This is a genomic window from Anabaena sp. 4-3 (assembly GCF_001597745.1).
Lineage (GTDB): Bacteria > Cyanobacteriota > Cyanobacteriia > Cyanobacteriales > Nostocaceae > Trichormus.
On record NZ_LUHJ01000039.1, the window covers coordinates 81,548 to 108,279 of the forward strand.

At 41.2% G+C, this 26,732-nt stretch carries 25 protein-coding genes; 14 read left to right on the forward strand and 11 right to left on the reverse strand.

Going from position 1 to position 26,732, the window contains the following annotated elements; genetic code table 11:
* Positions 1–834 (forward strand): ABC transporter permease, encoded by an 834-nt coding sequence (locus A3775_RS11020; protein ID WP_082803718.1) that lies wholly within the window; start codon positions 1–3, stop codon positions 832–834.
* An 89-nt stretch (positions 835–923) separates the two neighbouring features.
* Positions 924–2,279 (forward strand): FAD-binding oxidoreductase, encoded by a 1,356-nt coding sequence (locus tag A3775_RS11025; protein WP_082803720.1) that lies wholly within the window; start codon positions 924–926, stop codon positions 2,277–2,279.
* A 250-nt stretch (positions 2,280–2,529) separates the two neighbouring features.
* Here A3775_RS11025 and A3775_RS24150 read toward each other — a convergent pair whose 3' ends face one another.
* A complete protein-coding gene (locus A3775_RS24150) occupies positions 2,530–2,667 on the reverse strand; it encodes a hypothetical protein (protein WP_156481600.1) in 138 nt (45 codons plus the stop codon).
* A gap of 48 nt (positions 2,668–2,715) precedes the next feature.
* Between A3775_RS24150 and A3775_RS11030 the strand changes: the two genes are divergently transcribed.
* The 3 genes from A3775_RS11030 (at position 2,716) to A3775_RS11040 (ending at position 5,599) form a co-directional block, all read left to right on the forward strand.
* Entirely contained in the window at positions 2,716–3,453 is a 738-nt protein-coding gene (locus tag A3775_RS11030; RefSeq protein WP_197480134.1) for a hypothetical protein, read from the forward strand.
* 110 nt (positions 3,454–3,563) lie between these two features.
* Complete coding sequence (locus tag A3775_RS11035; RefSeq protein ID WP_066381142.1) at positions 3,564–4,331, forward strand: DUF1350 family protein; 768 nt, start codon at positions 3,564–3,566, stop codon at positions 4,329–4,331.
* Between the two features lie 131 nt (positions 4,332–4,462).
* Positions 4,463–5,599, forward strand: coding sequence for a PP2C family protein-serine/threonine phosphatase (locus A3775_RS11040; RefSeq protein ID WP_066381143.1), 1,137 nt, complete (start codon positions 4,463–4,465; stop codon positions 5,597–5,599).
* Here the strand turns inward: A3775_RS11040 and A3775_RS11045 are convergent, their stop codons facing one another.
* The 4 genes from A3775_RS11045 to A3775_RS11060 form a co-directional block, all read right to left on the reverse strand.
* Positions 5,600–5,926, reverse strand: coding sequence for an STAS domain-containing protein (locus A3775_RS11045; protein ID WP_066381144.1), 327 nt, complete (start codon positions 5,924–5,926; stop codon positions 5,600–5,602).
* Between the two features lie 359 nt (positions 5,927–6,285).
* On the reverse strand, positions 6,286–6,960 hold the full coding sequence (grpE, locus tag A3775_RS11050; RefSeq protein WP_066381146.1) for a nucleotide exchange factor GrpE: 675 nt from the start codon (positions 6,958–6,960) through the stop codon (positions 6,286–6,288).
* An 86-nt stretch (positions 6,961–7,046) separates the two neighbouring features.
* The gene (locus A3775_RS11055) at positions 7,047–7,538 is read right to left on the reverse strand and encodes a Dps family protein (RefSeq protein WP_066381148.1); all 492 of its coding nucleotides are present in this window, start codon (positions 7,536–7,538) and stop codon (positions 7,047–7,049) included.
* A 148-nt stretch (positions 7,539–7,686) separates the two neighbouring features.
* Positions 7,687–7,950 (reverse strand): ParB N-terminal domain-containing protein, encoded by a 264-nt coding sequence (locus tag A3775_RS11060; RefSeq protein ID WP_066381150.1) that lies wholly within the window; start codon positions 7,948–7,950, stop codon positions 7,687–7,689.
* Positions 7,951–8,063: 113 nt separating this feature from the next.
* On the opposite strand from A3775_RS11060, the gene A3775_RS11065 reads away from it, so the two are divergent.
* Entirely contained in the window at positions 8,064–9,725 is a 1,662-nt protein-coding gene (locus A3775_RS11065; RefSeq protein ID WP_066381151.1) for a SpoIID/LytB domain-containing protein, read from the forward strand.
* 62 nt (positions 9,726–9,787) lie between these two features.
* Here the strand turns inward: A3775_RS11065 and A3775_RS11070 are convergent, their stop codons facing one another.
* Complete coding sequence (locus tag A3775_RS11070) at positions 9,788–10,087, reverse strand: ferredoxin (RefSeq protein WP_066381153.1); 300 nt, start codon at positions 10,085–10,087, stop codon at positions 9,788–9,790.
* 435 nt (positions 10,088–10,522) lie between these two features.
* Positions 10,523–10,822: a ferredoxin gene (locus A3775_RS11075; RefSeq protein ID WP_066381155.1), complete on the reverse strand. Its 300-nt coding sequence runs from the start codon at positions 10,820–10,822 to the stop codon at positions 10,523–10,525.
* Between the two features lie 361 nt (positions 10,823–11,183).
* On the opposite strand from A3775_RS11075, the gene A3775_RS11080 reads away from it, so the two are divergent.
* Positions 11,184–12,173, forward strand: coding sequence for a Gfo/Idh/MocA family protein (locus tag A3775_RS11080; protein WP_066381157.1), 990 nt, complete (start codon positions 11,184–11,186; stop codon positions 12,171–12,173).
* Positions 12,174–12,179: 6 nt separating this feature from the next.
* A complete protein-coding gene (gene map, locus A3775_RS11085; RefSeq protein WP_066424948.1) occupies positions 12,180–12,944 on the forward strand; it encodes a type I methionyl aminopeptidase in 765 nt (254 codons plus the stop codon).
* Positions 12,945–13,061: 117 nt separating this feature from the next.
* Here map and A3775_RS11090 read toward each other — a convergent pair whose 3' ends face one another.
* Positions 13,062–14,417: a pentapeptide repeat-containing protein gene (locus A3775_RS11090; protein ID WP_066381163.1), complete on the reverse strand. Its 1,356-nt coding sequence runs from the start codon at positions 14,415–14,417 to the stop codon at positions 13,062–13,064.
* A gap of 357 nt (positions 14,418–14,774) precedes the next feature.
* Between A3775_RS11090 and A3775_RS11095 the strand changes: the two genes are divergently transcribed.
* Together A3775_RS11095 and A3775_RS11100 are read left to right on the forward strand one after the other, a co-directional pair.
* Positions 14,775–15,518, forward strand: coding sequence for a tetratricopeptide repeat protein (locus A3775_RS11095; protein WP_066381165.1), 744 nt, complete (start codon positions 14,775–14,777; stop codon positions 15,516–15,518).
* Positions 15,519–15,569: 51 nt separating this feature from the next.
* On the forward strand, positions 15,570–16,445 hold the full coding sequence (locus A3775_RS11100; protein WP_066381167.1) for an NAD(P)-dependent oxidoreductase: 876 nt from the start codon (positions 15,570–15,572) through the stop codon (positions 16,443–16,445).
* A gap of 345 nt (positions 16,446–16,790) precedes the next feature.
* Here A3775_RS11100 and A3775_RS23535 read toward each other — a convergent pair whose 3' ends face one another.
* A complete protein-coding gene (locus A3775_RS23535; RefSeq protein WP_082803719.1) occupies positions 16,791–17,051 on the reverse strand; it encodes a hypothetical protein in 261 nt (86 codons plus the stop codon).
* Positions 17,052–17,184: 133 nt separating this feature from the next.
* Here A3775_RS23535 and A3775_RS11110 point away from each other — a divergent pair, with 133 nt between their 5' ends.
* Positions 17,185–19,698: a tetratricopeptide repeat protein gene (locus A3775_RS11110; protein ID WP_066424952.1), complete on the forward strand. Its 2,514-nt coding sequence runs from the start codon at positions 17,185–17,187 to the stop codon at positions 19,696–19,698.
* A 263-nt stretch (positions 19,699–19,961) separates the two neighbouring features.
* Positions 19,962–20,531, forward strand: coding sequence for a Uma2 family endonuclease (locus tag A3775_RS11115; RefSeq protein WP_066381173.1), 570 nt, complete (start codon positions 19,962–19,964; stop codon positions 20,529–20,531).
* Positions 20,532–20,878: 347 nt separating this feature from the next.
* On the opposite strand, the gene gcvP is transcribed toward A3775_RS11115, so the two are convergent.
* On the reverse strand, positions 20,879–23,710 hold the full coding sequence (gene gcvP / locus A3775_RS11120) for an aminomethyl-transferring glycine dehydrogenase (RefSeq protein ID WP_231866991.1): 2,832 nt from the start codon (positions 23,708–23,710) through the stop codon (positions 20,879–20,881).
* Between the two features lie 353 nt (positions 23,711–24,063).
* Entirely contained in the window at positions 24,064–24,456 is a 393-nt protein-coding gene (gcvH, locus tag A3775_RS11125; protein WP_066381177.1) for a glycine cleavage system protein GcvH, read from the reverse strand.
* Positions 24,457–25,173: 717 nt separating this feature from the next.
* On the opposite strand from gcvH, the gene crtA reads away from it, so the two are divergent.
* Together crtA and A3775_RS11135 are read left to right on the forward strand one after the other, a co-directional pair.
* Positions 25,174–26,028 carry a cyanoexosortase A gene (crtA, locus tag A3775_RS11130; protein WP_066381179.1) on the forward strand — a complete coding sequence of 285 codons (855 nt, stop codon included), beginning with the start codon at positions 25,174–25,176 and terminating at the stop codon, positions 26,026–26,028.
* A 9-nt stretch (positions 26,029–26,037) separates the two neighbouring features.
* Positions 26,038–26,730: a cyanoexosortase A system-associated protein gene (locus tag A3775_RS11135; RefSeq protein WP_066424959.1), complete on the forward strand. Its 693-nt coding sequence runs from the start codon at positions 26,038–26,040 to the stop codon at positions 26,728–26,730.
* The last annotated feature ends 2 nt before the right edge of the window (positions 26,731–26,732 follow it).

Consider the following 26,732-nt stretch of genomic DNA (forward strand, 5'->3'; position numbering starts at 1 on the left):
ATGAAAATGTTGTTTGTTCGTTCTGCTAACTCAAAAAAGAAATATCAAAAATTCATCTTGGCGGAGGTTTTCGCGCCGCTATTAGTTGGTATTTTAGCAATATTTCTCTGGGATGTTTTTGTGCGGGTGACACAATTACCACCTTATATTTTACCTAGTCCTTTATTAGTATTTCAAACCCTGATAGCTGACTGGAATCAACTTTTTCCTTCACTATTAATTACACTGCAAATTACAATTACTGCTTTGATAGCGGCGGTAATTTCTGGGTTATTCACTGCTATTTTATTCACTCAAAGTAAATGGATTGAACGTAGTTTATTTCCCTATGCAGTCATTTTACAAACAACTCCGATAGTAGCGATCGCACCCCTAATTATTCTCTGGTTGAAAAATAATACCTTTGCCGCCCTCGTCGTCTGTGCTTGGATAGTCGCCTTTTTCCCGATTGTCTCTAACACTACCCTAGGTTTAAAAAGCGTAGACCGTAATTTACTCAACTTGTTTCAACTTTACAAAGCCTCTCCTTGGCAAACACTCATCTATCTGCGCCTACCCAGTGCCATGCCATACTTCTTAGGAGGGTTGAAAATTAGCGGTGGTTTAGCTTTAATTGGGGCTGTTGTCGCTGAATTTGTCGCCGGTACTGGGGGCGCAAAGTCTGGGATAGCTTACCAGATACTTATCTCTAGCTATAACCTGCAAATACCCCGGATGTTTGCGGCTTTATCACTGACTACGGGTTTAGGTGTACTGATATTTATCGGCTTGAGTAGCTTATCTGAGTTTATATTAAGGAAATGGCACGATAGTGCTGTCAACTATGAAAATTAAGATTTTAAAACGCAGAGGCACGCAGAGGAAACGCGGAGGCACGCGGAGTCTTTGTCTACCTCTGCGTTAAAAAACAAGGATATAAGATGATGACAATTAAAAATTTGGATGCCTTAATTCATTCTTTGGCAGATATAGAAGTTATTACTGATGCTAGCCAAGTTGCTAAGTTATCTCAGGATTATCATACGTTTAGCCCTGTTCTAGTGCCTCAGTTGGCGGGGAAAGTCGGGGATTTGGTGGTGCGCCCCGCTAATGAGGAGGAGGTATTAAAGGTTGCTGCTATGTGTGCGAGATACCGTATACCTGTGACTGTCAGGGGTGCGGGAACGGGCAATTATGGGCAATGTGTACCTCTACATGGGGGTGTCATTTTAGATATGACGAAAATGCAAGATATTCTCTGGGTAAAACCAGGGGTGGCGCGGGTAGAAGCTGGGGTAAAATTGGCTGCTTTAGATAAACAGGCGCGGGAAATCGGTTGGGAGATGCGTATGGCTCCTTCTACCTACCGCACAGCTACTATTGCGGGGTTTGTGGCTGGGGGCAGTGGTGGTATTGGCTCAATTCAGTATGGATTGTTAGGCGATCGCGGTAATATATTAGCATTGCGAGTTGTCACCCTCGAAGATGAACCCCGTGTGATTGAGTTACGCGGTGATGATGTCCAAAAGGTCAATCATGCTTGGGGTATTAATGGGATTATTACACAAGTTGAAATTCCCTTGGCAGCTGCTTATCCTTGGGCGGAGGTAATTGTCACTTTTGATGACTTTATGAATGCCGCTAAGTTTGGGCAGAGTCTCGGTAATGCTGATGGGATGATTAAAAAATTAATTAGCGTGTTTGCATCCCCCATTCCCCAATACTTCCACGCCCTACATTCACATATCCCTGAAGGTAGTCACTCGGCTTTTTTGCTCTTGGCTGAATCTAGCTTAGAATTATTACCAGGGTTGGTGCAGCAATTTGGCGGACAAATTACCTACCAAAAACTAGCCCACGAAGCTGGTAAAGGTGTCAGTTTAGCCGAATTTACTTGGAATCACACCACTTTACACGCCCGCAGTGTAGATACTTCTATTACTTACTTACAAAGTGTCATTCCCCCAGACAAAGGTTTGCCATTAGTCGAACATTTGTATCATTACTTCGGCGATGAGGTGATGATGCACTTGGAATTTATGCGGATGAATGGTGTTGTAGTTGTTGGTGCTTTGCAATTGGTACGCTACACCACAGCACAACGTCTGAATGAAATTATTCGCTATCACGAAGCAAAAGGTGTGTTTATTGCTAATCCCCATACTTATATTATTGAAGATGGCGGCAGAAAAGTTATTGACCCTGAACAGTTAAAATTTAAGGAAATGGTTGACCCATATCGGTTGATGAATCCTGGTAAAAGTAAGATGTTACAATTTAATATTCCTGATGATAAATAGATTCTGGTAGGGTTTTTAAGAGAGGACTAAAGTCCTTTCTGCGAGACGCTACTTGTAGCTTGCTTCCCCGGAGGGGTACACTACAAACAGCAATTTTTCCGGTGCAGAAAGTAGCATAATTAACATGAAGTGGTTAATTAATGAAAAACTCAATTAGATAAAGTTTATCGATTATTAGCCATTGCGAAATTTGACTGTTATATTATCAATACCTTCGCTCAAATCTGACACCCTAGACGAGTGGGTTTTTTCAACCACGTTCACGGCTACTCGCTGAATTTTTCACAGTAGTAGCCACCGGGTAAGTACCTGATGAGGCTGTCAGGATTTCCGCCCAAATAGGCAAACTCTGTACGTGTATCTCGATTACCGTCTGTGGATGTTTCACAAATTTGGCGCAGGAATTGATTAGACTAAACCATTATTCCGGCTCAACATGGGGAAAGCTGTGCGGATTGATTTACATGGCTTGGAGATTAGTCAAAAGGAACTACAACAATTGACTAATTTACCTGTTAATGCTCAACTAATTATCATCATTAATCCTTTAAAAAATTTAATTAAGGATATTCTCAAAAAACTCAAAGGTTCGGAAGGTGCTACAGTAATTTTTCTGAGCTTTTCTATATTTGTTTTGGGGTATCTGATTTTTGATATTTTCATAAAAATATTCGCCGCTTGGATGACAATACCCTCTTGGTTATTATTAATAATATTATGTTTTTTAGGTGGCGGATTTACTCAAGGTTTTTTGTATTATTGGTGGCGCAGTCGGCTAAAATTTACTAAAAATAATCTGACGCATTCTCTGAAAATTCTTTTAAATGATGTTGTCAGATATAATGCTGTGATTAAAGCAATAGATATTAATGACCAAATCGAAGAGGCTGGTAATGCTGGGGTAAGTATTAAAGAACGAGAAAAAGTGATTGCTGCCTTAAAGTTGACAAGAGATGATTTAATTAGAGCTTTGAAAACCGAAAGAATCTTACGAGAGAATCAAAATTTTATCCTCAAAAATACAGAATTATTTGTGAATAATTTAGCAGCTTTAACCGCGATGCAAGTTACAGAAGAAGCTACAGAACATGGTAGGTTACTCAATGAAGCCTTGCAGATTGCTTTAGATGTACAACAAGAAATGAACAGCTTACAGAGTGAATCTCATTCATGAGGACAATAGTAGATCAGCCAGCACAAAGTCAAGATGTTTTGCCAATCTCTTCCAATCCGCAACTAACAGTTTAATATAAAGAAGTGTAAATCAAGCGATCGCCTACAGGCATGGATTGGAAAGAAATTAGAGGTAACTGGGTACTCATCCCCCCCAAACCCGTCGGTATTATCCATTTCTTGGGAGGTGCGTTTGTCGCTACTGCACCTCACCTGACTTATCGTTGGCTACTCGAACACTTAGCAGCTAAAGGATATGTCATTATTGCTACGCCTTTTGTGAATACTTTAGATCATATTGCGATCGCTCAATCTGTATTACTCAACTTTGATCGCACTATAGAACGACTACACGACTCTGGCGCACTCCGCAAGCTTTACCTTCCCACCTATGGACTCGGACATAGTATGGGGTGTAAACTGCATTTACTCATCGGTAGTCTATTTCCGGTAGAACGAGCGGGTAATATTTTAATATCCTTTAATAACTATGCCGCTAAGGATGCTATTCCCTTAGTGGAACAGTTCAATTCTACCTTGATGATTGAATTTACTCCCTCGCCACTGGAAACTAACAAGTTAGTACAGGAACAGTATAATATTCGTCGCAACTTATTAATCAAGTTTAATAACGATAACCTTGATCAATCAGCAGCTTTAACTAAAATCTTACAAACACGCTTTCCAGAGATGGTGACAACCCAAATCTTACCAGGAACGCACACGACACCGTTAGGTCAAGATATTAAATGGCAAACAGGTACATCTTTCACCCCTTGGGATGCTGTGGGACAATGGTTTAAACAAGAAGTATATCGTGACTTAAACCAACTAAAACGCTCTTTACTGTTGTGGTTGAATCCCCTCTCAGCACTATAAACTGGCAACGGGGAATCAATTTGATGCCATCCACAGATAATTAGACGTAGTTGAGTATTATCAATATTCGTCATAATACTCAACCTATATTTTTATGATTAATTTGTCAGAGATATTTATTAAAACTTTTTATGTTTAAAATCTTAGTTATTGATGATGACTTATCTATCCAAACACTACTCAAAAGAATATTGCAAAAACAGGGTTATGAGGTAGTTGCCGCTAGTAACGGTGAGGAAGGCATTACTCAAGCTATGTCTTATCAACCTGCATTAATCATTTGTGATTGGATTATGCCAGGGTTGAATGGTTTAGAAGTTTGTAACCGAATTAAGACAGATCCTAAATTATCTACGACTTTTTTTATTCTACTCACATCTTTAGATTCGGTAGCTGATCGTGTCAAGGGTTTAGATGCTGGTGCTGATGATTTTATCACTAAACCGATTGAACAACATGAATTGCAAGCCAGAGTTAGAGCCGGATTGAGACTGCATCAATTAAGTCAAGATTTGCAGAGTCAAAAACTTCGCCTCGAAGCAGAATTTAAAGAAGCAGCAGACTATGTGCGATCGCTTTTACCTGAACCCATCCGCACACCTTTTACTATTAACTCCTGCTTTATTCCTTCTCAGCAACTAGGTGGCGATTGTTTTGATTACTACTGGTTAGATGCAGATTCTCTGGCTATATACTTACTAGATGCAGCCGGACATGGACTAAAAGCTACTCTCCCTTCCATTTCCGTGCTAAATTTATTACGTTCCCGTGCGCTGAAAAATCTCAACTATTATCAACCGAGTGATGTCTTGAAAGGTTTAAATGAAACCTTCCAAATGAATTATCAAAATGACAAATACTTTACTATTTGGTATGGAGTTTATAACCGAGTCACACGACAGCTAACTTATGCCAGTGCTGGACATCCACCAGCTATATTAATATCTGGAACATCCCCAACTAGCACGGAAGTTCAAATTTTAAGAACTCCTGGTATGCCAGTAGGTATGTTTCCAGAAGCAAAGTATATTGATGCTGATTGTGATGTACCAAAGTCCAGCAGTCTTTATATTTTTAGTGATGGTGCTTATGAAATCAATCAACCAGATGGCACACTCTGGAGTCTAGACGCTTTTATTCAGATACTCGCCAGTGTACATCATACTGTTGATTATCAACTTGATCATATATTAAATTATCTCAAGGCTTTGAACTCCAAAGGTACATTTGAAGATGATTTATCAATTTTGCAAATCAAATTTGATTAATTAACTTTTAGACAGTATGGCTTGATTAAAGTCATCTTCACTATTAAATATTTCAAAAACTTTATCCATTCCCGTTAGTTCAAATAATATCCTGACTTGCTGATTAATTGAACAGAGAAATAAATCCGTCCCGGCTGCTTTTAAACTTTTGAAAGCCAACACCAACGCCCCCAAAGCAGAACTATCCATGAAAGTTACTTCTTGACAATCAACTAAAATAATTTTCGCTCCACTGTCTAGAAGTTGCGTGATACTCTCGCGCAATTCTAAAGAATTTCCAGCATTAATAATTCCGGCAAGTTTAATGACTTTGACTGGCTGATTCATGGTAGTTTTAACAAAAATCTAGTTAGATGGCAAACTAACGTTGCCAACATTATATAGCAACAAGTATCTTTTAGGGGTAAAAATTCAACTAGATCAAGATTTAGATGGATGATAAAATTTTGTCTATAATTTTAACTAATATCCCACATCTATTACTATTGTAAAATTATATTGACATACAATTTTCATCAGCATCAATAAGTTGTCATGAAAGTAGATGAAGTAAGAGCTATCAACATAACTTAAATTCAAAAAATAATTTTGTATCCTTTGTGCCAAAAACCTATTTTTCCCCACCAGCTATCCTAAAACCTACAAAAAATTAATAGTTGACTTCGCCAAATCCCCACCCCCAATATTTACAAAATAGGACTGACTTTAGCTCTATAAAGTAACTTATCACCTTGTAGGTAGCCTGTATAGCGAACCTTGACTATTTCGCCTGGCTGTGCGCTGCCTTCCAGTAATTGATGCAGTTGGGGATTGTAGGGTAGTTCTGCTCCTACGGGTGCGATCGCCTGCACTCCCCAGGCTTGTAATAATTTTTCTAAAGGTTTTTGTACTAAGGGTAAAATTTTGACGGCTGTTAGTTCCGGGTTCTCTTGCGCTTTGACTGCTGCTGTCGGCCATTGTAACAATAAAGACTCCAGTAGTTGCAAGCTCGATTGCTGGAATTCTTGCAGTAATCTTTCTCGCTGTTGCTGGAGTTGTAATTGCGATCGCTCGTATTCTTGTTTTAAATCAGCGATTTCTTGGGGACTGGGAACTGAGGAGTGATGATTTTGTCCTGCTGGTACGCTTGATACTTGATACTCAGGACTCAACACTAAAAAACTGGCTACTAATTCGCTCAAAGGTATCTGTAAGACTTGCGATAGCTTCAGTAATACATCCAACCGCATCTGCTCTAGTTTCCCCTGTCGTAGCCGCAATATTTGCCGTTCAGAAACACCAGCAGCACGACTCAGGGCTTTAAAACTAGAAATACCTACCTGCTGCATTAAGTTTTGCAGCTTTTGATTGTAATCGGACATAGGAGATTGGGAATTGGGGAATGGGAACTAGGTATTCAGAATAAATTCTATCTTGTCTGCCTCATCCCCCTAATTTCCCCTACTCCCTATTCTTCCAATAAACTTCTCAACATCCAAGCGGTTTTTTCATGTACTTGCATCCGTTGAGTTAATAAGTCGGCGGTGGGTTCGTCGTTCACTTCGTCAACCACAGGAAAAATTGAGCGTGCAGTGCGAACTACCGATTCTTGTCCTTCCACTAGCAAGCGAATCATGTCTTTAGCTTTAGGTACACCCGGAGTTTCGGGAATGGAACTGAGTTTGACATATTCGCTGTAAGTTCCTGGCGCGGGATAACCCAAGGCTCTAATTCTCTCAGCAATTAAGTCAACAGCTAAGGCTAATTCTGTATACTGGGTCTCAAACATCAGATGTAGTGTTTGGAACATTGGCCCGGTAACGTTCCAGTGGAAATTATGAGTTTTGAGATAAAGTGTATACGTGTCAGCTAGCAACCGAGACAAACCCTCAGCAATTTTCGCCCTGCTGTCTTCATCTATGCCAATATTGATATTTTTAATTGTGGCTTCAGGTGACATGATTTTTCTCCTAATTGAGTAATGATGGATTGGGGATTGGAAGGAAATAGCAGGAATTAGGTGTGAGATTCAGATTAACCCTTAAAGATTCAGATCAGGATCTGAATATTTCCCCAACCCCCACCCAAGAGTCCCTATTCCCCATGCCTTATGCCAAGTGCATCTTCAATACGCTCCGTGGAGCTTTGCGAATTCTGGCTACAATGGTTTCTTTACCTAAACGTTGGCAAGCTTCATATCTATGGCAACCAGAAAAGCCATAATACTGTCCATCTATTTCTAGGACATCTATGGGTTCTTGCTGTCCAATGGCTGCTATTGATTCCATCAAGGCTTGCACTTTGTTGGGATCGTTGCTCCGGGGCAACGGCCGCCGAATTTGATTTAATGGAATTTCTTGTACCCTAACCATGAGGAGTCAACCCCCTGCATTCTGTTTTGTCTTCTAAGTAAATCATACTCATTATGACTACGTTTTGCAACTAATCTGAGAGCAAAAACGGTAAGAGTATTATTGGAGCAATCATGCAACACAAGCAACACACTATCAAGCAATTGCCACCAGCCAAAAATACAGTAGGAAAGAAGTTGGCAAAAATTAAATATCCGTTTTACCGTTTTTCCTACACTGTAGTAATGACATTCTGTTTGTTGGGATTGACAGGTGCATCAGCGTCGGAGGACAAGGTTAAGGATTTAGAACTGGAAGTTGGGATTGTACAGCGATTTGGTGGGAAAGCGACGGACAAGTTGCAACTAGAACCGACCACAGGCGATCGCTTAAAATTAGAGTTTCAAGAGGGTGGCAAAGAGCAAATTATTTTTACTCAAAACCCGGTGAAGCTAGAAACAGTGATGCAAGCTGTACCCCAACCAGAAATTGCAGAGGTGTTGGTTTTAGGGACGTATAGCACCTACGAAACTGCTGAAGATAGTGCTAACCAGTGGCGCAAACAGGGGTTAAAGGTAGAAATTGCCCAGCCACATCGTTGGCAAGTTTGGGCGAAACGGGATGTTTACGATACTCATTTACTGCGGCGTTTGTTGTTGCAAAGCGTACAAGCTCAGGGGCATAAAACGGCTTATGTTGACACCCAGGTTTTATCTCAAGTACCGCGAGTTAGTTGGGTAGTAGATGGCAACCGCTACAGCCCCAAAAATGTCGAGGTGAGTACAATCAAAAATTTAATTCGGGTGAAAAAAGGCGAGAAACTCGATAAAAACAGAGTTTATGCCGGCAGAATAGATTTTCAGCCCAATGCCTATGGGACGTATACTTTAGTTAATCAAGTACCTTTAGAAACTTATTTGCGCGGTGTTGTTCCCCACGAAATAGGTACCACAGCCCCGAAAGCTTCCCTAGAAGCACAAGCAATTTTGGCACGGACTTACGCTTTAAGAAATTTACATAGATTTGCGGTTGACAACTACCAGTTGTGTGCAACCACCCATTGTCAAGTTTATTATGGCCTGTCTGGAAGCCATCCCAGAACCGATCAGGCGATCGCTGCCACCAGAGGCCAGGTACTCACCTATAATAATCAGCTAGCGGATGCCCTTTATTCTTCGACTACTGGCGGTGTAACTGCTTACTTTAGTGATGTGTGGAACGGAGAGGATCGTCCTTATTTACGCCCTGTAGTCGATAAACCCCATAATTCCTGGGACTTATCAAAGCAGAGTCTCGCAGACGAAAAAAACTTTCGAGAGTTTATTAACTTGAGACAAGGATTTAACGAAAGCACCTGGAATGTGTTTCGCTGGTCTAAAGAAACACCTTTAAATGAGATTATCGAACATTTGCAGAAATTTTTACGCGCTAAAAACCGCCCTTATGCCAACTTTCAGACTATTGAATCTATGGCTATTACTAAGCGTAGTCCCAGTGGACGCATTCTCGAACTGGCGGTAAAAACTGAGCTTGGCATATTTACACTACAAAAAGACGAAGTGCGTAGTGCCTTTGCTGCACCTACCAGTACATTTTTTTATATCGAGCCACTCAACAAAGGTAAATCAGAGTTATGGGGATTCGCTTTTATTGGCGGTGGTTTAGGACACGGTGTAGGCTTAAGTCAGACTGGCGCGCAAAATTTAGCCAAGTTAGGTTGGTCTACTGACAGAATTTTGCAGTTTTATTATCCTGGAACGCAAATTAAACTGCTGAATGAGGAAATTAAATTTTGAAGAATCCCCGCCCTTTAAGGGCGGAGATTGTCAATCTGGTTAATTATTGAGATGTCTCACTCTTAGTAGAGTTCTTCTTCTTTGTGAGTTTCAATCACGACATCAGAGGTGGGAGATGCCACACAGGTGAGTACATATCCAGCTTCGATCTGATCGTTGTCTAAGAAAGATTGCTGGGATTGGTCAACTGTACCAGAGACGATTTTACCTGCACAGGTAGAACAAGCACCAGCACGGCAGGAGGCTGGCAGATCAATACCTTGTTCCTCCGCAGCATCTAAAATGAATTCGTCATCGGCTACTTCGATGGTCTTGTTGAGATTTTCAGCTTCGTTGATCAGTGTAACTTTGTAAGTTGCCATTGTAGTAATCCTCTCTTTGTGAAAACGGCAGTAACTAATTTTTTCCGTAGTATAGCTAGCGGCTATTCTGGCGGAGTGAGCCGTTGTTTCAAATTTGCTTTCATCCTGATACTACGAGAAAAATTAAATCATGTAACAGAAAATCCACCATCATTAGTAATGAGATTGAGTTACTGAATAACAATAAGTTTTTTTTATGGTTATAGTGATTCTCGAATGCTGTTATGGAAAAAACTAATATTGAGAAATTGACACCAGTTTTTTTCGATATTTTCTCCTGCTTTCGCCCCGAAAATTACCCTTTCGACAGTTTCACCAGATTCAGGAGCTTCAGAAGTTCAGGGTAGTAGCTAGTGAATCCTTTGCTCAATATCATTAAAATTGGATGTGGAGTCAGAATTCCTGACTCCGGTCATTGATGAAGATGTCTAACTCTTAGTAGAGTTCTTCTTCTTTGTGAGTGTAAATTGTAACATCAGAAGTGGGAGATGCTACACAGGTAAGTATATATCCAGCTTCGATCTGATCGTCGCCTAAGAAAGATTGCTGGGATTGGTCAATGGTACCAGACACGATTTTACCTGCACAGGTAGAACAAGCACCAGCACGGCAGGAGAAAGGCAGATCATAACCTTGCTCTTCAGCAGCATCTAAAATGAATTCATCGTCGGCTACATCAATGGTGGTGGTTGTACCTTCTTCTTCGTTGATCAGTGTAACTTTGTAAGTTGCCATTTTAGTAATCCTCTCTTTGTGCAAACGGCAGTAACTAATTTTTCGCAAGGCATAGCTAGCGGCTATTCTTGCATGATGAGCCGTTGTTTCAAATTTGCTTTAATTCTGATACTACGAGAAAAATTAAATTATGTAACTCGAAATCCATCACGATTAGTAATGAGATTTAGTTATGAGATAATAATAAGTTTTTTTTATATAGTGGGAGAATCTCAAGTGTTACTATAATAAAAACATATAATTTAAAATAATAACATAATTTTTTTAGATAATTTCTCTGGTGTTCGCGCCAGAGGTTTACCGTTGAGGCAGCTTCAGAAGCTTCAAGAGGTGAGGATTTAGGTATAATTCAGAGGCAGCTTTGGGAAAAACAACAGTGCGTGTGGGTTTAGTTGGTACTGGATATGCAGCAAAACTACGAGCAGAGTCTTTAGTACAAGATGAGCGATCGCATTTAGTGGCTGTGGTGGGTAATACACCGGAAAAAACCCAGAGTTTTGCTCAAAACTACCAGGCTGAGGTGGTGGCTAATTGGCAAGATTTAGTACAACGAGCAGACTTAGATTTGGTAATCATCTCCACAATTAACAGTGAGCATGGAGCGATCGCTCGTGCTGCACTTTTAGCAGGGAAACACGTAGTTGTAGAATATCCCTTATCCGTAGATGTCGCAGAAGCAGAAGCCCTAATTGCTTTAGCAAAAACACAGCAAAAATTACTCCACGTTGAACATATTGAACTGTTAGGCGGCTTGCATCAAGCTTTAAAGCAAAACTTAGACAAAGTTGGTAATTTATTTTACGTACGATACAGCACCATCAACCCCCAAAATCCTGCACCCCGCAAATGGACATATCATCATGAAATGTTCGGTTTTCCCTTGATTGGGGCGTTATCTCGCTTACATCGACTCACAGATTTATTTGGTGAAGTTTTCTCAGTTAACTGTCATCAAAGATACTGGGAAACCGAACCAGACTATTACCAAACTTGCTTTTGTACAACTCAACTGTGCTTTAAAAGTGGTTTGTTAGCACAGGTGATTTATGGCAAAGGCGAAAGTTTATGGCAGTATGAACGAAAATTTGAAGTTCATGGTGAAAATGGTGGTTTAATTTTTGATGGGGATACAGGATTTTTTATCCAGGCTGGAGAAACCACACCCATAGAAGTAGGAACTCGTCGCGGCTTATTCGCCAAAGATACTACGATGGTGTTAGATCATCTCTATGATGGTACGCCGTTATATGTCACTCCAGAGGAAAGTTTATATACTTTAAAAGTTGCTGATGCTGCCCAAAGAGCCGCACAGACTGGTTTAACGATATTTTGTGACAGATACTTTCAATAAAAGTTCATGACAACCGAGCCAATCGTTATTTTATCCCAACGAGAAATAGACAAAATGCGGCAAGCAGGAAGCTTGGCAGCTAAACTATTACAGCATCTTGAGCCAATGGTTAAGCCAGGGGTGACAACTCTGGAACTCAACGATGAGGCGGAACGTTGGACACAAGCACAGGGAGCAAAAAGCGCGCCTTTAGGTTACAGGGGTTTTCCTAAGTCAATTTGTACCAGTATCAATGAAGTCATCTGTCATGGCATTCCCAATGCTAAACAGGTTCTCAAAGAAGGCGATATTATTAACATTGATGTGACACCAATTGTGGACGGCTACCACGGTGACACATCTAAGACTTTTATTGTGGGTGATGCTGCGCCAAAGGTACAAAAACTGGTAGAAGTTACCGAAAAGTGTCTTTACTTAGGTATTTCCGAGGTAAAACCAGGGGCGCGAGTTGGTGATATTGGCGCAGCTATTCAAGAGTATGCAGAAGCGCAGGGTTTTTCTGTGGTGCGTGATTTTGTCGGACATGGTATTAACCGTATTTTTCATACAGCCCCGGATATTCCCCACTATGGAACAAGGGGGAAAGGTAAGCGTTTGCGTCCGGGTATGGTGTTTACTATTGAGCCGATGATTAATGAAGGTACTTATGAGGTGGAGATGTTGAGTGATGGTTGGACAGCAGTAACGCGCGATCGCAAATTATCGGCTCAGTTTGAGCATACTGTGGTTGTTACTGAGGATGGGGTGGAAATTTTGACGCAGGCTAATTGATTAAACGCGGAGGGGAGGCAGCGCGTTCGGTCGCCAGACTTGTAGCGACTGCCGTCGCGCGGAGGTAAATGCGGAGGAGCGCGGAGTTTTTTTGAGGAGATTTGTTTGGTGTTGTGATTATCTTCCTAGTTGATTGGGAATTCCTTCACAACCTCCGGGAATTGTGCCTCTGGTTTTTTCTCCGCCCCACGCACAGCAGTATTGACGCGCAGATTCTGACATTCTTTGTACGTTGCTAAAGTCGGCATTTTCGACGACAGCCCCGGTAAATTCCCCGGTTTGGTAATCTGGGGGTTGGTTGCGGCTGCGGGGTGATGCTTTCTCTGGTGAGCCATAAAATAGGCGTACTCCATTTAGGTCAGCACCACTGAGGTTAGCATCGTATAAGATGGTGCGGGAAAGGTTGGCTTTGATTAAGTCACAACCACTAAGGTTAGCCCGGACAAGGTTGGCTTCGCTTAGGTCTGTCCAGCGTAAATCTGTGTTGGATAAGTCGGCGGCGGCTAGCATGACTCCTAAATCTATGACGCGCACACCTTCTAATCGGTCTTCTTCGTAACCACCTATACCGTTGAGTATGGCTCTACCTAAGCGGCGATCGCGTTTTAAGGGTGTGAGTAATTTGGAACGGGAAAGGAAGCGGATGATTTTGGCTTTCCCACTACCATCTACACTACTAAAAATTGCGGCTGTGCGTCCTTCAGCGATCGCTCTTTCTTGTGGCCAGTCTTCTAATAGTCCTTCTTCATCTAATACTAAGTCAGATATGCCTTGGAAGTAAGAATCTATGGTTTGTTGTTGGGTAATGATGTTTTGCTGAACTGTTAACAGGTTTTGCTGTATTGTTAAGTCTTTGGAGATGACATACTGTCGCCACGCTACGTAAACCGCAATTATGGCGATCAGAATTTGACCTAATGCCCCAAACCATTCCGCTAGTGTTCCCGATGCTTCCCAGTTGACTCGTTTTCCCCATATTAGTAAGCGATCGCCTAACCCGCTAAACTTTAATGTGCCGATCAGTGCTACTATCAGTCCCAGCAAGGCGACAAATACGCTTCTATCTTGAGTAGTAAACCAGGCATTAATTACATATTGTAGCCAAGGCGCAAGTATCGCCAAAGATAACAGTAACGCCAAGATTGTCCCGATTGCGCCGATAATCCAGTTATTGAGAATAATACCCAGAAAAGTCAAGGCGATCGCCACTACAGTAATCAATAAAGCCCTGGGCTTGACTGTTAATTGAAATTTCGGGCTTTGTGAGAAACTAGAACGGGCTTGTTGTAAAGCTGCTGTATTCTGCGGCGATTGTAAAGACGAAATTGCAGCTAGGGCTTGTTGGGCGGCTAGTGTTCCAGGCGTTAGCTGATTTTCTGATGTTTTTGCACCATCAAAGTCATTTGCTTGGGAATCATCTTCAGGGATAGATTCTGGAGTTGGTGGTTTGGAGGAATTAGATTCAATCGTCATGTCTTCTATTTTGCCCCAGTGGGATTAATTAATACACGGGGAGTGGGGAGCAGGGGGAGCAGGGGAGCGGAGGAGCAGAGGAGCAGGGGAGAAAAACTAATAACTAATGACCAATGACCAATGACTAATAACTAATGACTTTTTCCAGTATTTTCACTACTTTTTAGTTTGAGTCTATTGTAAAAATTTGATTTCATCAAGACAATATGGTACATTTTGACGACAAACAGTTTTTTAACATTAGCGGAGTTAACTGTTAAATTATGCACAAAACTATCTAATAACATTCGTGAGAACAGATACGATTTCATCAAATGGGTAGTTTTAACATTGCTGTATGAGTTCTATGGGTGCAGAATGATTTGGCGACACTGCTTAGTTGCCTGTAGTTTTATTCCTTTTTTTGTATTGGGATGTAGTGATGGGGTAAACTCATCAACCGAAAATACAAAGAAAGTAGTAAAGGAAATTAATGTTTCCCAGGTGTTTACAGAGGTAAAGGATGGCCAAAAAGCAGAGGATTTATTTCTGCAAGGGAATCTTTTATTTGACAAGCAACGTTATCAAGATGCGATCGCAGTCTATGATCAAGCTATTGCCATCAAATCAGAGAGTGCAGATATTTGGATTAATCGGGGTAATGCCTTAGCATCGTTGCAAAAATATAAAGATGCTCTCTCATCTTATGATCAAGCGATCGCTCTCCAGCCAGATAAGGATGAAGCTTGGTATAACCGAGGTAATGTGTTAATCACTCTGCAAGATTATCAAGGTGCTATCATAGCTTATAATCAAGCAATTAACCTAGAACCCAAAAAGCCCGCAGCTTGGATTAATCGCGGGATTGCGTTGACAAAATTGCAACGCTACCAAGATGCGTTAAACTCTTATGAGCAAGCGATCGCTCTCCAACCAGATAAACCCGATGCCTATTACAATAAGGCTTGTACCTATGCCTTACAAAATAATGTTGGATTAGCTATCACCCACTTAAAAAAAGCTATTCAACTTAACCCCAAAAAGTACCAACAGTTAGCAAAAACTGATCCAGATTTTAATCAGTTGCGTAGTCATAAGCAATTTCAAGAGTTGATGCAATAAAACCAGGGGTTAGGGGTTAGAGTTGGTGACTCAGTGATTTTAAATATCGATATGAAAAAACTTTTAATCACGGGAGCTAGTGGTTTTTTAGGGTGGCATCTGTGCCAACTAGCTCAACAGAATTGGCAAGTTTACGCAACTTATGACTCTAATTATATAGAAATTCCTGGGATTAAAACAATTAAATTAAACTTAACAAATTTTAGGGAACTGCAACAGATATTTAGAGAGATTAAACCAGATGGAGTGATTCATACAGCCGCGCGATCGCAACCCAACTTTTGTCAAATTCATCCCGAAGAATCACATCTAATTAATGTGACAGCATCCTGTAATCTTGCCGGACTTTGTGCAGATTATACCATACCTTGTGCATTTACATCAACCGACTTAGTTTTTGATGGTTTAAATGCACCTTATCAAGAAACAGATGCAGTCTGTCCTGTAAGTATTTATGGTGAACAAAAAGTCTTAGCAGAAACAGGGATGTTAGAAAGATATCCCATGACAGCAGTATGTAGAATGCCCTTAATGTTTGGCAATGCTACCCCCACAGCCACAAGTTTTATTCAGCCATTTATTGAAATTTTAAAAGCAGGAAAAGAACTCAAATTATTTATCGATGAATTTCGCACACCAGCCAGTGCCAAAACTGCGGCGCAGGGGTTATTAATGGCATTAGAAAAAGTGAATGGAATTATTCACTTAGGCGGAAAAGAAAGAATGTCTCGTTATGAATTTGGGCAGCTTTTAGTTGAAGTTTTGCAACTTCCTGACACTGGACTTAAAGCTTGTCGTCAACAAGATGTAAAAATGGCAGCACCAAGGCCAGCAGACGTTTCTTTAGATAGTTCAAAGGCGTTTGCATTGGGGTATAAACCTCTGTCTATCAGAGAAGAACTGCAAGCAATTAGAAGTGATTTATAAAGTAATACCAATTCAGTTATCGCCAAAACCATTAAATTACAGCACTGTACAGATAAATGAGGTCAGCATTTAATATCATCATAAATCTTGTGGGGTGGGCATCCTGCCCGCCCTTATCTACTTCACTCAGATCAAATTTGCTGTATGTAGGTTGGGTTGACGCAAGGAAACCCAACACCAATATCCTAATTGGGTTGCGCTGCGCTTAACCCAACCTACAACCTCAGCTAAGATTTGAGATTTGACCCCTCCCCCAGCCCCTCCCCTGCAAGGAGAGGGGAGTAAATTTCTTGTTCCCCCCTTCCCGCGTCGGGAAGGGGGGTTAGGGGGGTTAGGTTCTTCTGCTTACTTTTTATTGCGGCTAATGTCGTTTACCGTTCCTATGGCAACAGTTTTGACTAACCCAGTCATGGCGAAGATCACAGTTGCAATTCCTCCCATCAATAAGGAACTTAAAATTGCTGTAGCCAGAATGATTTCTGTCGGACTGTACCCGTCACGCATCCAAGCAGAGGGATTTTCAATAGCTGGAGGAGATGGGGGAATTAACCGAGAGGTTTGGATAGATGGTTGGGAGTTGGTAGAAGTGCTTAGAAGATTATTCATGGCGAACTTAGTGAAAAACTTGACTGTGTAAATCGTATTTCTGCCCGCCAATACAGTAAATTCCTAAGAAATAGAGATAAAGTAGAAACAAGTAGAAGATAAGTAGAAGTAAGCAAAATTTTTCAGGCTGTTTATGCAATGGGATGAGTTTTTAAGACAAGAATCTGCCACTCATGAGTTATCCCCAAAGCAAACAGAAGCCTTTTTAGTGAGGTTGCAGGTTGAAAACTCAAGTAAAAGTGAGAAAGAAATTGCCAAAAAAATCGGAATTGAGCATAATGCTTTTAAAAAGCTGATGACTGAGGTGTATGCTAAATTCTCCGAAAAGTGTTCTGATTTAAAAAACCCTAAAAGCAGAAGAAAGTTTGCAACATTAAAGGCTTACCTGACAGCAAAATATAACGGTGTTCCTCATACCCAGCCTATAAAACAAATTCATCACAATATTCCTGCGGCTGTTCCTTGGGAAAGATTTGTGGGAAGGGAGGCGGAACTGGAAAAACTGCACGAGATGATACAACAATCTCAGCAAGTGGCGATTGTGGCGGTGGCGGGTATGGGCGGTGTGGGGAAAACTGAACTCGCAACCCAGTATGCTCAACAGAACTTATCAAATTATCCTGGTGGGGTTTGCTGGTTATCCGCACAGGGTATTGATGTGAAGATTCAAATTCTCAGATTTGCGGAATCGAAATTTAAATTTATCGCACCGGAAGATTGGGAATTAGCGGATAGGGTGAAATATTGCTGGGATAGGTGGGATGCGGGAGATGTTTTGCTGGTGTTTGATGATGTCACAGACTACATAACCCAGGTCAAGCCTTATCTATCTTCGGTATCATCAAGGTTTAAAGTGTTGCTCACAACTCGCTTGGGGTTTGATAGAACTCTGTCACAATTAAGCCTGGGTGTTCTCAACCCATTGGCGGCGATGAAATTATTAAAGTTGCTGGTGGAGAGAGACAGACTAAAAAATGAGCCTTGGGTGGCGAGAAAAATTTGTAAATTCTTGGGATATTTGCCTTTAGCTTTAGAGTTGGTGGGACGATATCTGGATACAATGCCAGATTTATCACTGCAAACTCTGTTGAAACGCCTAGAGAAAAAGCGGCTGGAACATGAAGCAATGGTTAAGGCTAACCCGTTGATGCGTTATGAATACGGTGTGGCTGAAGCTTTTGATTTGAGTTGGGAACAATTAGATGAGAATGCCAAAAATCTTGGTTATTGGCTAAGTTTATATGCTTTGGCTGACATTCCTTTATTCATGGAGGAAATAGCAGATGATGAACAGCAAGAAATTCGGGAGAAAGCCATTGCTGATTTGCGAAAACTACATTTATTACAACGCCCAAGTCAAGGAATTTATCGTTTACATCCACTAATTCGGCAATATTTCCAAATGAAGTTGAATGAGTCCAGCCAGGCGGATGAGGTGAAGACAGTTTTTGCTGCACAGATGGTAGAAGTAGCGAAGCAAATCCCCCAACAGCCTATCCGTGGTTTGATTCAACAACTCACTCCCATGATTCCTCATTTGGCGGAAGTAGTTAATTACCTAACTGACTGCATCACCAATAAAGACTTCATCAGGCTTTCTCATGGATTAGCCTGGTTTTATCAAGGGCAAGGATTGTATGAAGAAGCAGAACTCTGGTTATGCCAGTGTCGAAAAGTGGTTGAACTTCGTCTTGGTTCAGAACATTCCCATGTCGCTACTAGCCTGAACAATCTAGCTTTAGTCTATGAATCTATGGGACGTTACAGCGAAGCCAAAGACTTGTTTCAGGAAGCTTTAGAACTATTTAAACGCTTACTAGGAGAAGAACATTTTCATGTTGCAACTACTCTAAACAATTTGGCAGGACTCTACCGTTCTATGGGAAGCTACTGTAAAGCTGAAATCTTATGCCAGCAAGCTTTAGAAGTATTTAAACGGTTGCTAGGAGAAGAACACCCCAATGTTGCAGCTAGTATGAACAATCTAGCAAAACTCTATCATTTATTAGGACGCTACGAGAAAGCCGAAGACTTTTTTAACCAAGCTTTACAACTCAGAAAACACCTGTTAGGAGAAGAACACCCCGATGTCGCTGCTAGTATGAATGATTTGGCAGAACTCTATCATTCAATAAGACGCTATGAGGAAGCAGAAGACTTGTTTAAGCAAGTTTTAGAACTCAGGAAAAGTCTCCTAACAGAAGATCATCCCGATATCGCTAGTATTCTAAACAATTTAGCCTCATTATATCTTGACATAGGACATTACTCCGAAGCTGAATCCCTGTTTCAGCAAGCTTTAAAATTAACAAAATGCTTGCTAGGAGAAAATCATCCCAATTTTTTATCTAGCCTGAACAATCTAGCAGCATTATATCTTGATACAGAACGCTACAGTCAAGCTGAACCATTGTTCCAGCAAGCTTTAGAAGGGACAAAATGCTTACTGGGAGAAAATCATCATGATGTATCATCTATCCTTAATAATTTGGCAGTAGTATATAAAAATACAGGACGCTACAAAGAAGCTGAACCCCTTTATCAGCAAGCTTTAGTAATTTGTGAGCGAACTCTGGGTATAGCCCATCCCCATACAATGACAGTCCGAGGAAATTATGCACAATTTTTAAGAGAAGCATATCGTTAGCGGAATATTTAAAAATAAAAATTTTAAGGTTTACCCACGAGGCAAGAGAGACGCAGAGAGTAACGAGAAAGTTATTTGTTGAGTTGTCTGTAATTTGATTTAATTCAGAAACACTTTTGCGTTTTTTTGTGCTTCCCAGAGGTGCTTATCAGGAGCATCTTCGTAGACATCGCCCATTCATTTCAATGATAAAAACCGATTACAGATAATTTCTCAGCCTTGCTTACTCCATAATTAAAATATAACAGACAGTGGAGGTGGTAATGACTGTGCAGTTATTAAGACGGAAATTCACAGTTGAGCAATACCACAAAATGGTTGAGTCGGGAATTCTCACAGAGGATGAGCGAGTAGAATTAATCCGGGGAGAGATTATCGAAATGTCACCCATTGGGACAAAACACGCTGCTTGTGTAAATCGTCTGATTAATTTGTTGGCGCAGTTGTTGGGTAAACGGGTGATAGTTTCTGCTCAAAATCCTGTGACTTTAAACAATAATTCAGAACCTCAGCCAGATGTCGTTTTACTCAAACCCCGTGATGATTTTTATGCAACTGCACACCCCCAACCTCAAGATATTTTCTTACTAATTGAAGTAGCTGATTCAACTGTTTTATATGACCGGGAAGAGAAAATCCCTTTATATGCAGAAGCTAATATAATTGAAGTTTGTTTAGTAGATATTAACGCCCAAGTTGTCGAAGTTTATCAACAACCAACAGCCACAGGATATCAAAATATTAAAACTTTTTCTGGCGGTCAAATTTTATCAATTCCCGGCTTTCCCGATGTCAATATTAGCGTTAATGAGATATTTGGTATTGAATTTTGAATTTTGTAGGCGTAAGCCTTGCCTACGGTGGCGTAAGCCTTGCCGCAGGCTATGCGTGAATTCTGAACCCAACAACGTGACCTCTCCCCAACCCCTCTCCGACACGGAGAGGGGCTTAAAATATTGTGTAATCTCTACAAAAAATTTAGCTTTTAAAGCCTCTCTCCTGGTAGGGGAGAGGTTTGGAGAGGGGTTTTTTCCAACTGTCGAACTCACGTTAAAATATGGTGCGATCGCCTAAAATTTTCAGTTTGTAGAGAGGGCTTTAGTCCTGATGCGTGTTTGCGTAGTCAAAGCAAGGACTAAAGTCCTTACTACAAACAAATTTGTGAATTTGGAATTGCTAGTTAGCTATAAGCCTCCATTGGTAGACAAGAACAGACAAAATTCCTGTCACCAAAAGCTGCGTCAATTCTCCCAACAATAGGCCAGAATTTATGTTCGCGTGTCCACGGTGCAGGATAGGCGGCTTGTTCACGGGAATAGGGATGAGTCCATTCGCCACTGATGAGACTTTCGGCGGTGTGGGGTGCGTTTTTCAAGAGATTATCTTGAGCATCCATTTTACCTGATTCAATGGCGGCGATTTCTTCCCGAATCGCGATCAACGCATCACAAAAACGGTCTAATTCTTCTTTAGATTCGCTTTCTGTGGGTTCAACCATAATTGTCCCCGCTACAGGCCAGGAGACTGTCGGCGCGTGAAAACCGTAGTCCATCAGGCGTTTAGCGATATCATCAATTTCGATGTTGGCGGATTTTTTGAGCGATCGCAAATCTAAAATACACTCATGGGCAACTAAACCATTCTGCCCTTTGTACAACACCGGATAGTAACTTTCCAATTTCTTGGCGATGTAATTAGCATTGAGAATTGCCACCTTAGTAGCTTGCGTCAACCCAGCCGCCCCCATCATCACAATATACATCCAAGAAATCACCAAAATACTCGCACTACCCCAAGGTGCAGCCGCCACAGCACCAAATTCGGAATTGGGTTGTTTCTCCCCAGTCCCCAATACCGGATGTCCTGGTAAAAATGGTACTAAATGGGCAGCAACACCAATAGGCCCCATACCAGGGCCGCCGCCACCGTGGGGAATACAAAAGGTTTTGTGTAAGTTCAGGTGACAAACATCTGCGCCAATATCCCCAGGACGACAAATACCCACTTGGGCGTTCATATTTGCCCCGTCCATGTAGACTTGTCCACCATGAGTATGAACTACAGCGCAAATTTCCTGAATGGCTGCCTCAAATACCCCATGAGTTGAGGGATAAGTAACCATCAACGCCGCCAGTTCATGACTGTGTTTTTCTGCCTTGGCTTTTAAGTCATCAACATCAATATTACCATCAGCATCACAGGCAACAGCTACTACCTTCATCCCACACATTACCGCACTGGCTGGGTTTGTACCGTGGGCTGAGGTGGGAATTAAACAAACATTGCGGTGGGCTTCTCCCCGGCTTTCGTGATAATGACGAATAACTAACAGCCCTGCATATTCCCCTTGCGAACCCGCATTAGGTTGCAGCGAAACTCCCGCAAAACCTGTAATTTCTGCTAACCAAGCCTCTAGTTGTTGGAAAAGAATTTGATAACCCAGTGTTTGTGATGGTGGTGCAAAGGGGTGTATCTTGCCAAATTCTGCCCATGTCACCGGAATCATTTCGGCAGTGGCGTTTAACTTCATCGTACAAGAACCCAAGGGAATCATTGATGTAGTCAAAGATAAGTCCTTGGTTTCTAACTTGTGCAGATAACGCAGTAACTCTGTTTCTGAATGATAGCGGTTGAAGACGGGGTGAGTTAGGTAAACGCTAGTCCGGGGGAGGGGGATATGGGAGGAAGATGATAATTCTTCTGGGGTGAATGGTAAGTCATCTTGACCAGCGAAAATTTGCCAGAGGTCGATAATATCTTCTAGGGTGGTAGTTTCATCTAGGGAGATACCGACAGCCGTATCATCGAAAATTCGCAAGTTAATATTTCGGGCTTGGCAACCTGCTTTAATCGCTTCTAGATTTTGTTTAACTAATTCTACCCGCAGGGTGTCAAAGAAATAATCGGAACTAATTTTGTAACCCAGTCGCTTTAAACCATCTGCCAAAGTTACAGTTAGCTGGTGGATATTCTCGGCAATATTTTTTAATCCCTCTGGGCCATGATAGACGGCGTACATACCCGCCATCACTGCTAGTAACACCTGTGCGGTACAAATATTACTGGTGGCTTTTTCCCGACGGATGTGTTGTTCGCGGGTTTGTAAGGCGAGACGTAAGGCGGGTTTACCGTGAACATCTTTAGATACACCCACAATACGCCCTGGAACTTGCCGTTTATACTCTTCCTTGGTAGCAAAGTATGCGGCGTGAGGGCCGCCAAAGCCCAAGGGAATACCGAAGCGTTGGGTGCTACCAACCGCAATATCAGCCCCAAATTCACCGGGGGGTGTGAGTAAAGTTAAACTTAAGGGGTCTGCGGCGACTGTGACTAATGCACCTTGAGTATGGGCTTGTTCAATAAAGGCGCGGTAGTCGTAGATAGTGCCATCACTGGCGGGGTATTGTAGAATTGCCCCAAAAATTGCTTGAGTAAAATCAAAGGTTTGATGGTCGCCGATGATAATTTCAATCCCCAAGGGTGCGGCACGGGTGAGCAACACGTCAATGGTTTGGGGATGACAGTCCCGTGATACAAAATAGGCGTTAGCTTTATTTTTGCATACACCGTAACTCATACTCATGGCTTCGGCGGCGGCTGTGGCTTCATCTAATAAGGAAGCGTTGGCAATTTCCAACCCGGTTAATTCAATAATCATAGTTTGGAAATTCAGCAGTGCCTCTAGCCGTCCTTGGGCAATTTCTGGCTGATAAGGGGTGTAAGCGGTGTACCAACCGGGGTTTTCTAGGATATTTCGCTGGATGACAGGGGGGGTGATAGCATCGTAATAACCCATGCCTATGTATGAGCGAAACACCTGATTTTTAGCAGCAATTTGTTTTAATTTTGCTAATGCGGCGTACTCAGTTTGTGCGGCTGGTAACTGTAGCGATTGATTGAGACGGATGGCTGTGGGTACTGTTTGATCAATGAGGTCATCTAGGCTGGAGAAACCTAATACCTCAAGCATTTGCTGGATATCTTCAGCACTAGGGCCTATATGTCTTTGTATAAAATTACTTAAAGTTTGATTTTTTTTGTCTAGGGAGTGGCGATGCCTGCGGCGGGCGTAGCCATCGCCTTCCTTGGCATATAGCTCATCACTAGACTGAGAAATAGAGGTAAACAATACCACAAACTTAAACTCCAGACGCTACTAATTCATATTTTGCAATAAATACATGGGACAAGTCGGAGTAGTTTATCGATTTATTCACATTTCATCTAGTGGGGAATAGGGAATGTTGACTGTTGACTGTTGACTGTTGACTGTTGACTGGGTAAAAGTTCTTCTCCCTCCGCTTCCCCTGCTCCCCTGCTCCCCTAATCAAGAGCTTCCTCATCTCCCCCTACTCCCCTTACTCCCTACTCTCCTTCCACCTCGGCGCGATACTCATCCGCCGTCAACGCATCATTGACTTCATCAGGATCATTGACGCGTACTTTAATAAACCAACCTTCGCCATAGGTATCATCTGCAACTGCTTCAGGGGATGCAATTAAAGCTTCGTTGCGTTCTATAACTGTGCCGGTAACTGGTGCATTCAAGTCTTCGACGGCTTTGACTGATTCAATTGAGCCAAATGTCTCTCCTTTGGTAATCAAGTCGCCAATCTCTGGCAGTTCTAAAAATACCACATCGCCCAATTGATCTACGGCAAACTCGGTAATGCCTATAGTGGCAATTTCCCCGTCTAGCCGTACATATTCATGCGTATCCAAATATTTCAAATCTTGAGGGTATTCAAATGACGACATTTCTGTTCCTCTGCAATATCAAAAATTTATCGCCCTAAAACTGAGGTGATATTCAGTCATTAACTGTAGATTGAGTATCTTACAACACACCCAAGAAATCAAGATAAAAATTGGCGGGGATATGGGGCGATATTTTAGGAATTGTGATTTTTGATGGTTGGCTTACCCCACAGGTACTTCTAGATTGAACTGGTTACATCACTCAAATGTCAGACTATGGCGGGTATTTGCTGGCAGTATCTACAGGAAAACTGCTTCTGAGCCAAGACTAAAACTTAGGGCGCAAAGCAATATATCTAGCCTATTGTACTTGACACGAGCTAGGGGTTTCCGCAGCCTACTAGCTCCTGACACTTGAATTCTACTGTGTATTCTTGGTCTTTAAAATTGGACTCCAGGATTTTACCGAAATTTCACTGATGCGTTCATCAGATTATGGTTATCTAGAAGATGCTACATAAATTTCAAATAATCCCATCTATAGATAGAGGATTGAATTGATGTAGTTAAGCCAGTAGTCTACTTTTCCTGCCATTACGGCTGGATTCTATCTGGTAGGCTTACTTTGTTCAGTTCCAGTGTGTTCCATCCAGTTGATAATTTACCCCTGTAATTTGGCGGGTGTTCAGCTTCCAGTATCGGAGGCGATCGCATGACATTTTATGCCAAAAATCTGACGACATCAAAGTTGTAACCAACAGCTACCGTGAGGTTGAAATGGAACACACAAAACCAAGAACAAAAATATCAATTAAAAATCCCGAATTCTTACTAATAGGAATCGGTGCCAGCTTAATAGCCATTCACCTCAGCTTATTTTGGAGGGAGAAAGATTCTGTCAGCGTTTGTCTATTTATTTTGTTTTGTGCAAATATCTGGTCTCTGCTGCAAGAAAAACGCCATAGCTTAAATTTAGAAAGTGGTTTTCTTGCTAGCACTTTAGGTTTTTTACTGATTGCATTTGTATTTATCAATAGTATATATAAGATAAATTTTACTGTTTTATTGGCACTCTCCCCTTTTATATCTGCTGTGGGATTGATTTTGCTAGCTTCTGGTTTTCAAGGATTAAAGCATTACTGGCTAGAATTATTGACAATATCCTTTTTTAGCCTACGCACCTTCATACCTTTAATTCAAAGTATTGATATATCGATTATTACAGCTAAATTTGCTGCTATATTGCTTTGGTACACAGGTTTTGATATCAGTATTTCTGGAGTTATTCTTAGTTTACCTACAGGGTCAGTAAAAGTATATAGTGGCTGCTCCGGTATGGTTCTTATATTAGATACTTTGAGTTTAGCAGTGCTTTTTTTGTGCATGTTTGAGCTAAGTTTAAAGCAAAAAATTATCGTACCATTGCTAGCTGCTACCCTCGCATTTATTATCAATGCAATACGTGTTTGCCTTATGGCTATTTTAGTAGCACAAGGTGATCAACAAGCATTTAATTACTGGCATGAAGGTGATGGTTCTCTATTGTTTTCGACGATTACTGCTTTTATTTTTTGTTGTTTCTGTTGGTTTATACTTAGCAGGAATCAAGTCAAAAATCAAAAATGTAAATAACTAAAGGCAATGTACTGGAAAAATTTTCGGGTTCACTTTTTAAATTTAACCTTTAGCGCAGGAATATTAGTTTCTGGATTACTGATTATATTTCCAAATTTTGGGCAACCGCAGAACAGAGCTTTTACTTTTCCTGAAGCAGTACCTTTACCACAATGGCGATTTAAATCTTCTCATACAACAGAACCACCTGTAGAAAAGTATCAACAACTGTTATCTCAAAAGAGTTATCAATATACAAATAATGGTCTAACCTTGTCCATAGAAATGCGTTATTTGCAAAATTTGTATCATGGAGATATTGATGCTTTAATTACAAAATACACCGCTATCAAGCCCTCAAGCATCCTGCGTTACCATAAAAGATTAGGCTATTACGGTGTAGGGGTAGATAAACAACAAGCCTATCTGAGTGCGTGTATTAACCCACAAGGCGGTAGCACCTTCACTCATGCACAGTATAGACATAACCTTTATTTTAATGGCATTAGTTTTGACCGATTACTGCCCGTATTGCAAGGGCATGAAGCACTCATAGATAAGCGTTGTCTTTGGTCACATTTGTCTATACCTTTACACAATTCTTCGCCAGAAAATACTTATGAAATTTTAGAGCAGGCTTGGTTTGCTTGGTATAATTGGTGGCAACCTAGATTTCCTAAGCCTGGAATTATATCCAATACAAATCTTGAAAAATTCTGAAA

Coding starts and splice junctions, on each gene's coding strand:
- A3775_RS11030 (WP_197480134.1), top strand. CDS start 2,716: ATGGGGAAAGCTGTGCGGATTGATTTACATGGCTTGGAGATTAGTCAA.
- gcvH (WP_066381177.1), bottom strand. CDS start 24,456: ATGTCGTCATTTGAATACCCTCAAGATTTGAAATATTTGGATACGCAT.
- A3775_RS11065 (WP_066381151.1), top strand. CDS start 8,064: ATGCAACACAAGCAACACACTATCAAGCAATTGCCACCAGCCAAAAAT.
- A3775_RS11070 (WP_066381153.1), bottom strand. CDS start 10,087: ATGGCAACTTACAAAGTTACACTGATCAACGAAGCTGAAAATCTCAAC.
- A3775_RS11110 (WP_066424952.1), top strand. CDS start 17,185: ATGCAATGGGATGAGTTTTTAAGACAAGAATCTGCCACTCATGAGTTA.
- A3775_RS11075 (WP_066381155.1), bottom strand. CDS start 10,822: ATGGCAACTTACAAAGTTACACTGATCAACGAAGAAGAAGGTACAACC.
- A3775_RS11100 (WP_066381167.1), top strand. CDS start 15,570: ATGAAAAAACTTTTAATCACGGGAGCTAGTGGTTTTTTAGGGTGGCAT.
- A3775_RS11045 (WP_066381144.1), bottom strand. CDS start 5,926: ATGAATCAGCCAGTCAAAGTCATTAAACTTGCCGGAATTATTAATGCT.
- A3775_RS11035 (WP_066381142.1), top strand. CDS start 3,564: ATGGATTGGAAAGAAATTAGAGGTAACTGGGTACTCATCCCCCCCAAA.
- A3775_RS11025 (WP_082803720.1), top strand. CDS start 924: ATGACAATTAAAAATTTGGATGCCTTAATTCATTCTTTGGCAGATATA.
- A3775_RS11055 (WP_066381148.1), bottom strand. CDS start 7,538: ATGTCACCTGAAGCCACAATTAAAAATATCAATATTGGCATAGATGAA.
- A3775_RS23535 (WP_082803719.1), bottom strand. CDS start 17,051: ATGAATAATCTTCTAAGCACTTCTACCAACTCCCAACCATCTATCCAA.
- A3775_RS11095 (WP_066381165.1), top strand. CDS start 14,775: ATGATTTGGCGACACTGCTTAGTTGCCTGTAGTTTTATTCCTTTTTTT.
- crtA (WP_066381179.1), top strand. CDS start 25,174: ATGGAACACACAAAACCAAGAACAAAAATATCAATTAAAAATCCCGAA.
- A3775_RS11020 (WP_082803718.1), top strand. CDS start 1: ATGAAAATGTTGTTTGTTCGTTCTGCTAACTCAAAAAAGAAATATCAA.
- map (WP_066424948.1), top strand. CDS start 12,180: ATGACAACCGAGCCAATCGTTATTTTATCCCAACGAGAAATAGACAAA.
- A3775_RS11115 (WP_066381173.1), top strand. CDS start 19,962: ATGACTGTGCAGTTATTAAGACGGAAATTCACAGTTGAGCAATACCAC.
- grpE (WP_066381146.1), bottom strand. CDS start 6,960: ATGTCCGATTACAATCAAAAGCTGCAAAACTTAATGCAGCAGGTAGGT.
- A3775_RS11040 (WP_066381143.1), top strand. CDS start 4,463: ATGTTTAAAATCTTAGTTATTGATGATGACTTATCTATCCAAACACTA.
- A3775_RS11060 (WP_066381150.1), bottom strand. CDS start 7,950: ATGGTTAGGGTACAAGAAATTCCATTAAATCAAATTCGGCGGCCGTTG.
- A3775_RS11135 (WP_066424959.1), top strand. CDS start 26,038: ATGTACTGGAAAAATTTTCGGGTTCACTTTTTAAATTTAACCTTTAGC.
- A3775_RS11090 (WP_066381163.1), bottom strand. CDS start 14,417: ATGACGATTGAATCTAATTCCTCCAAACCACCAACTCCAGAATCTATC.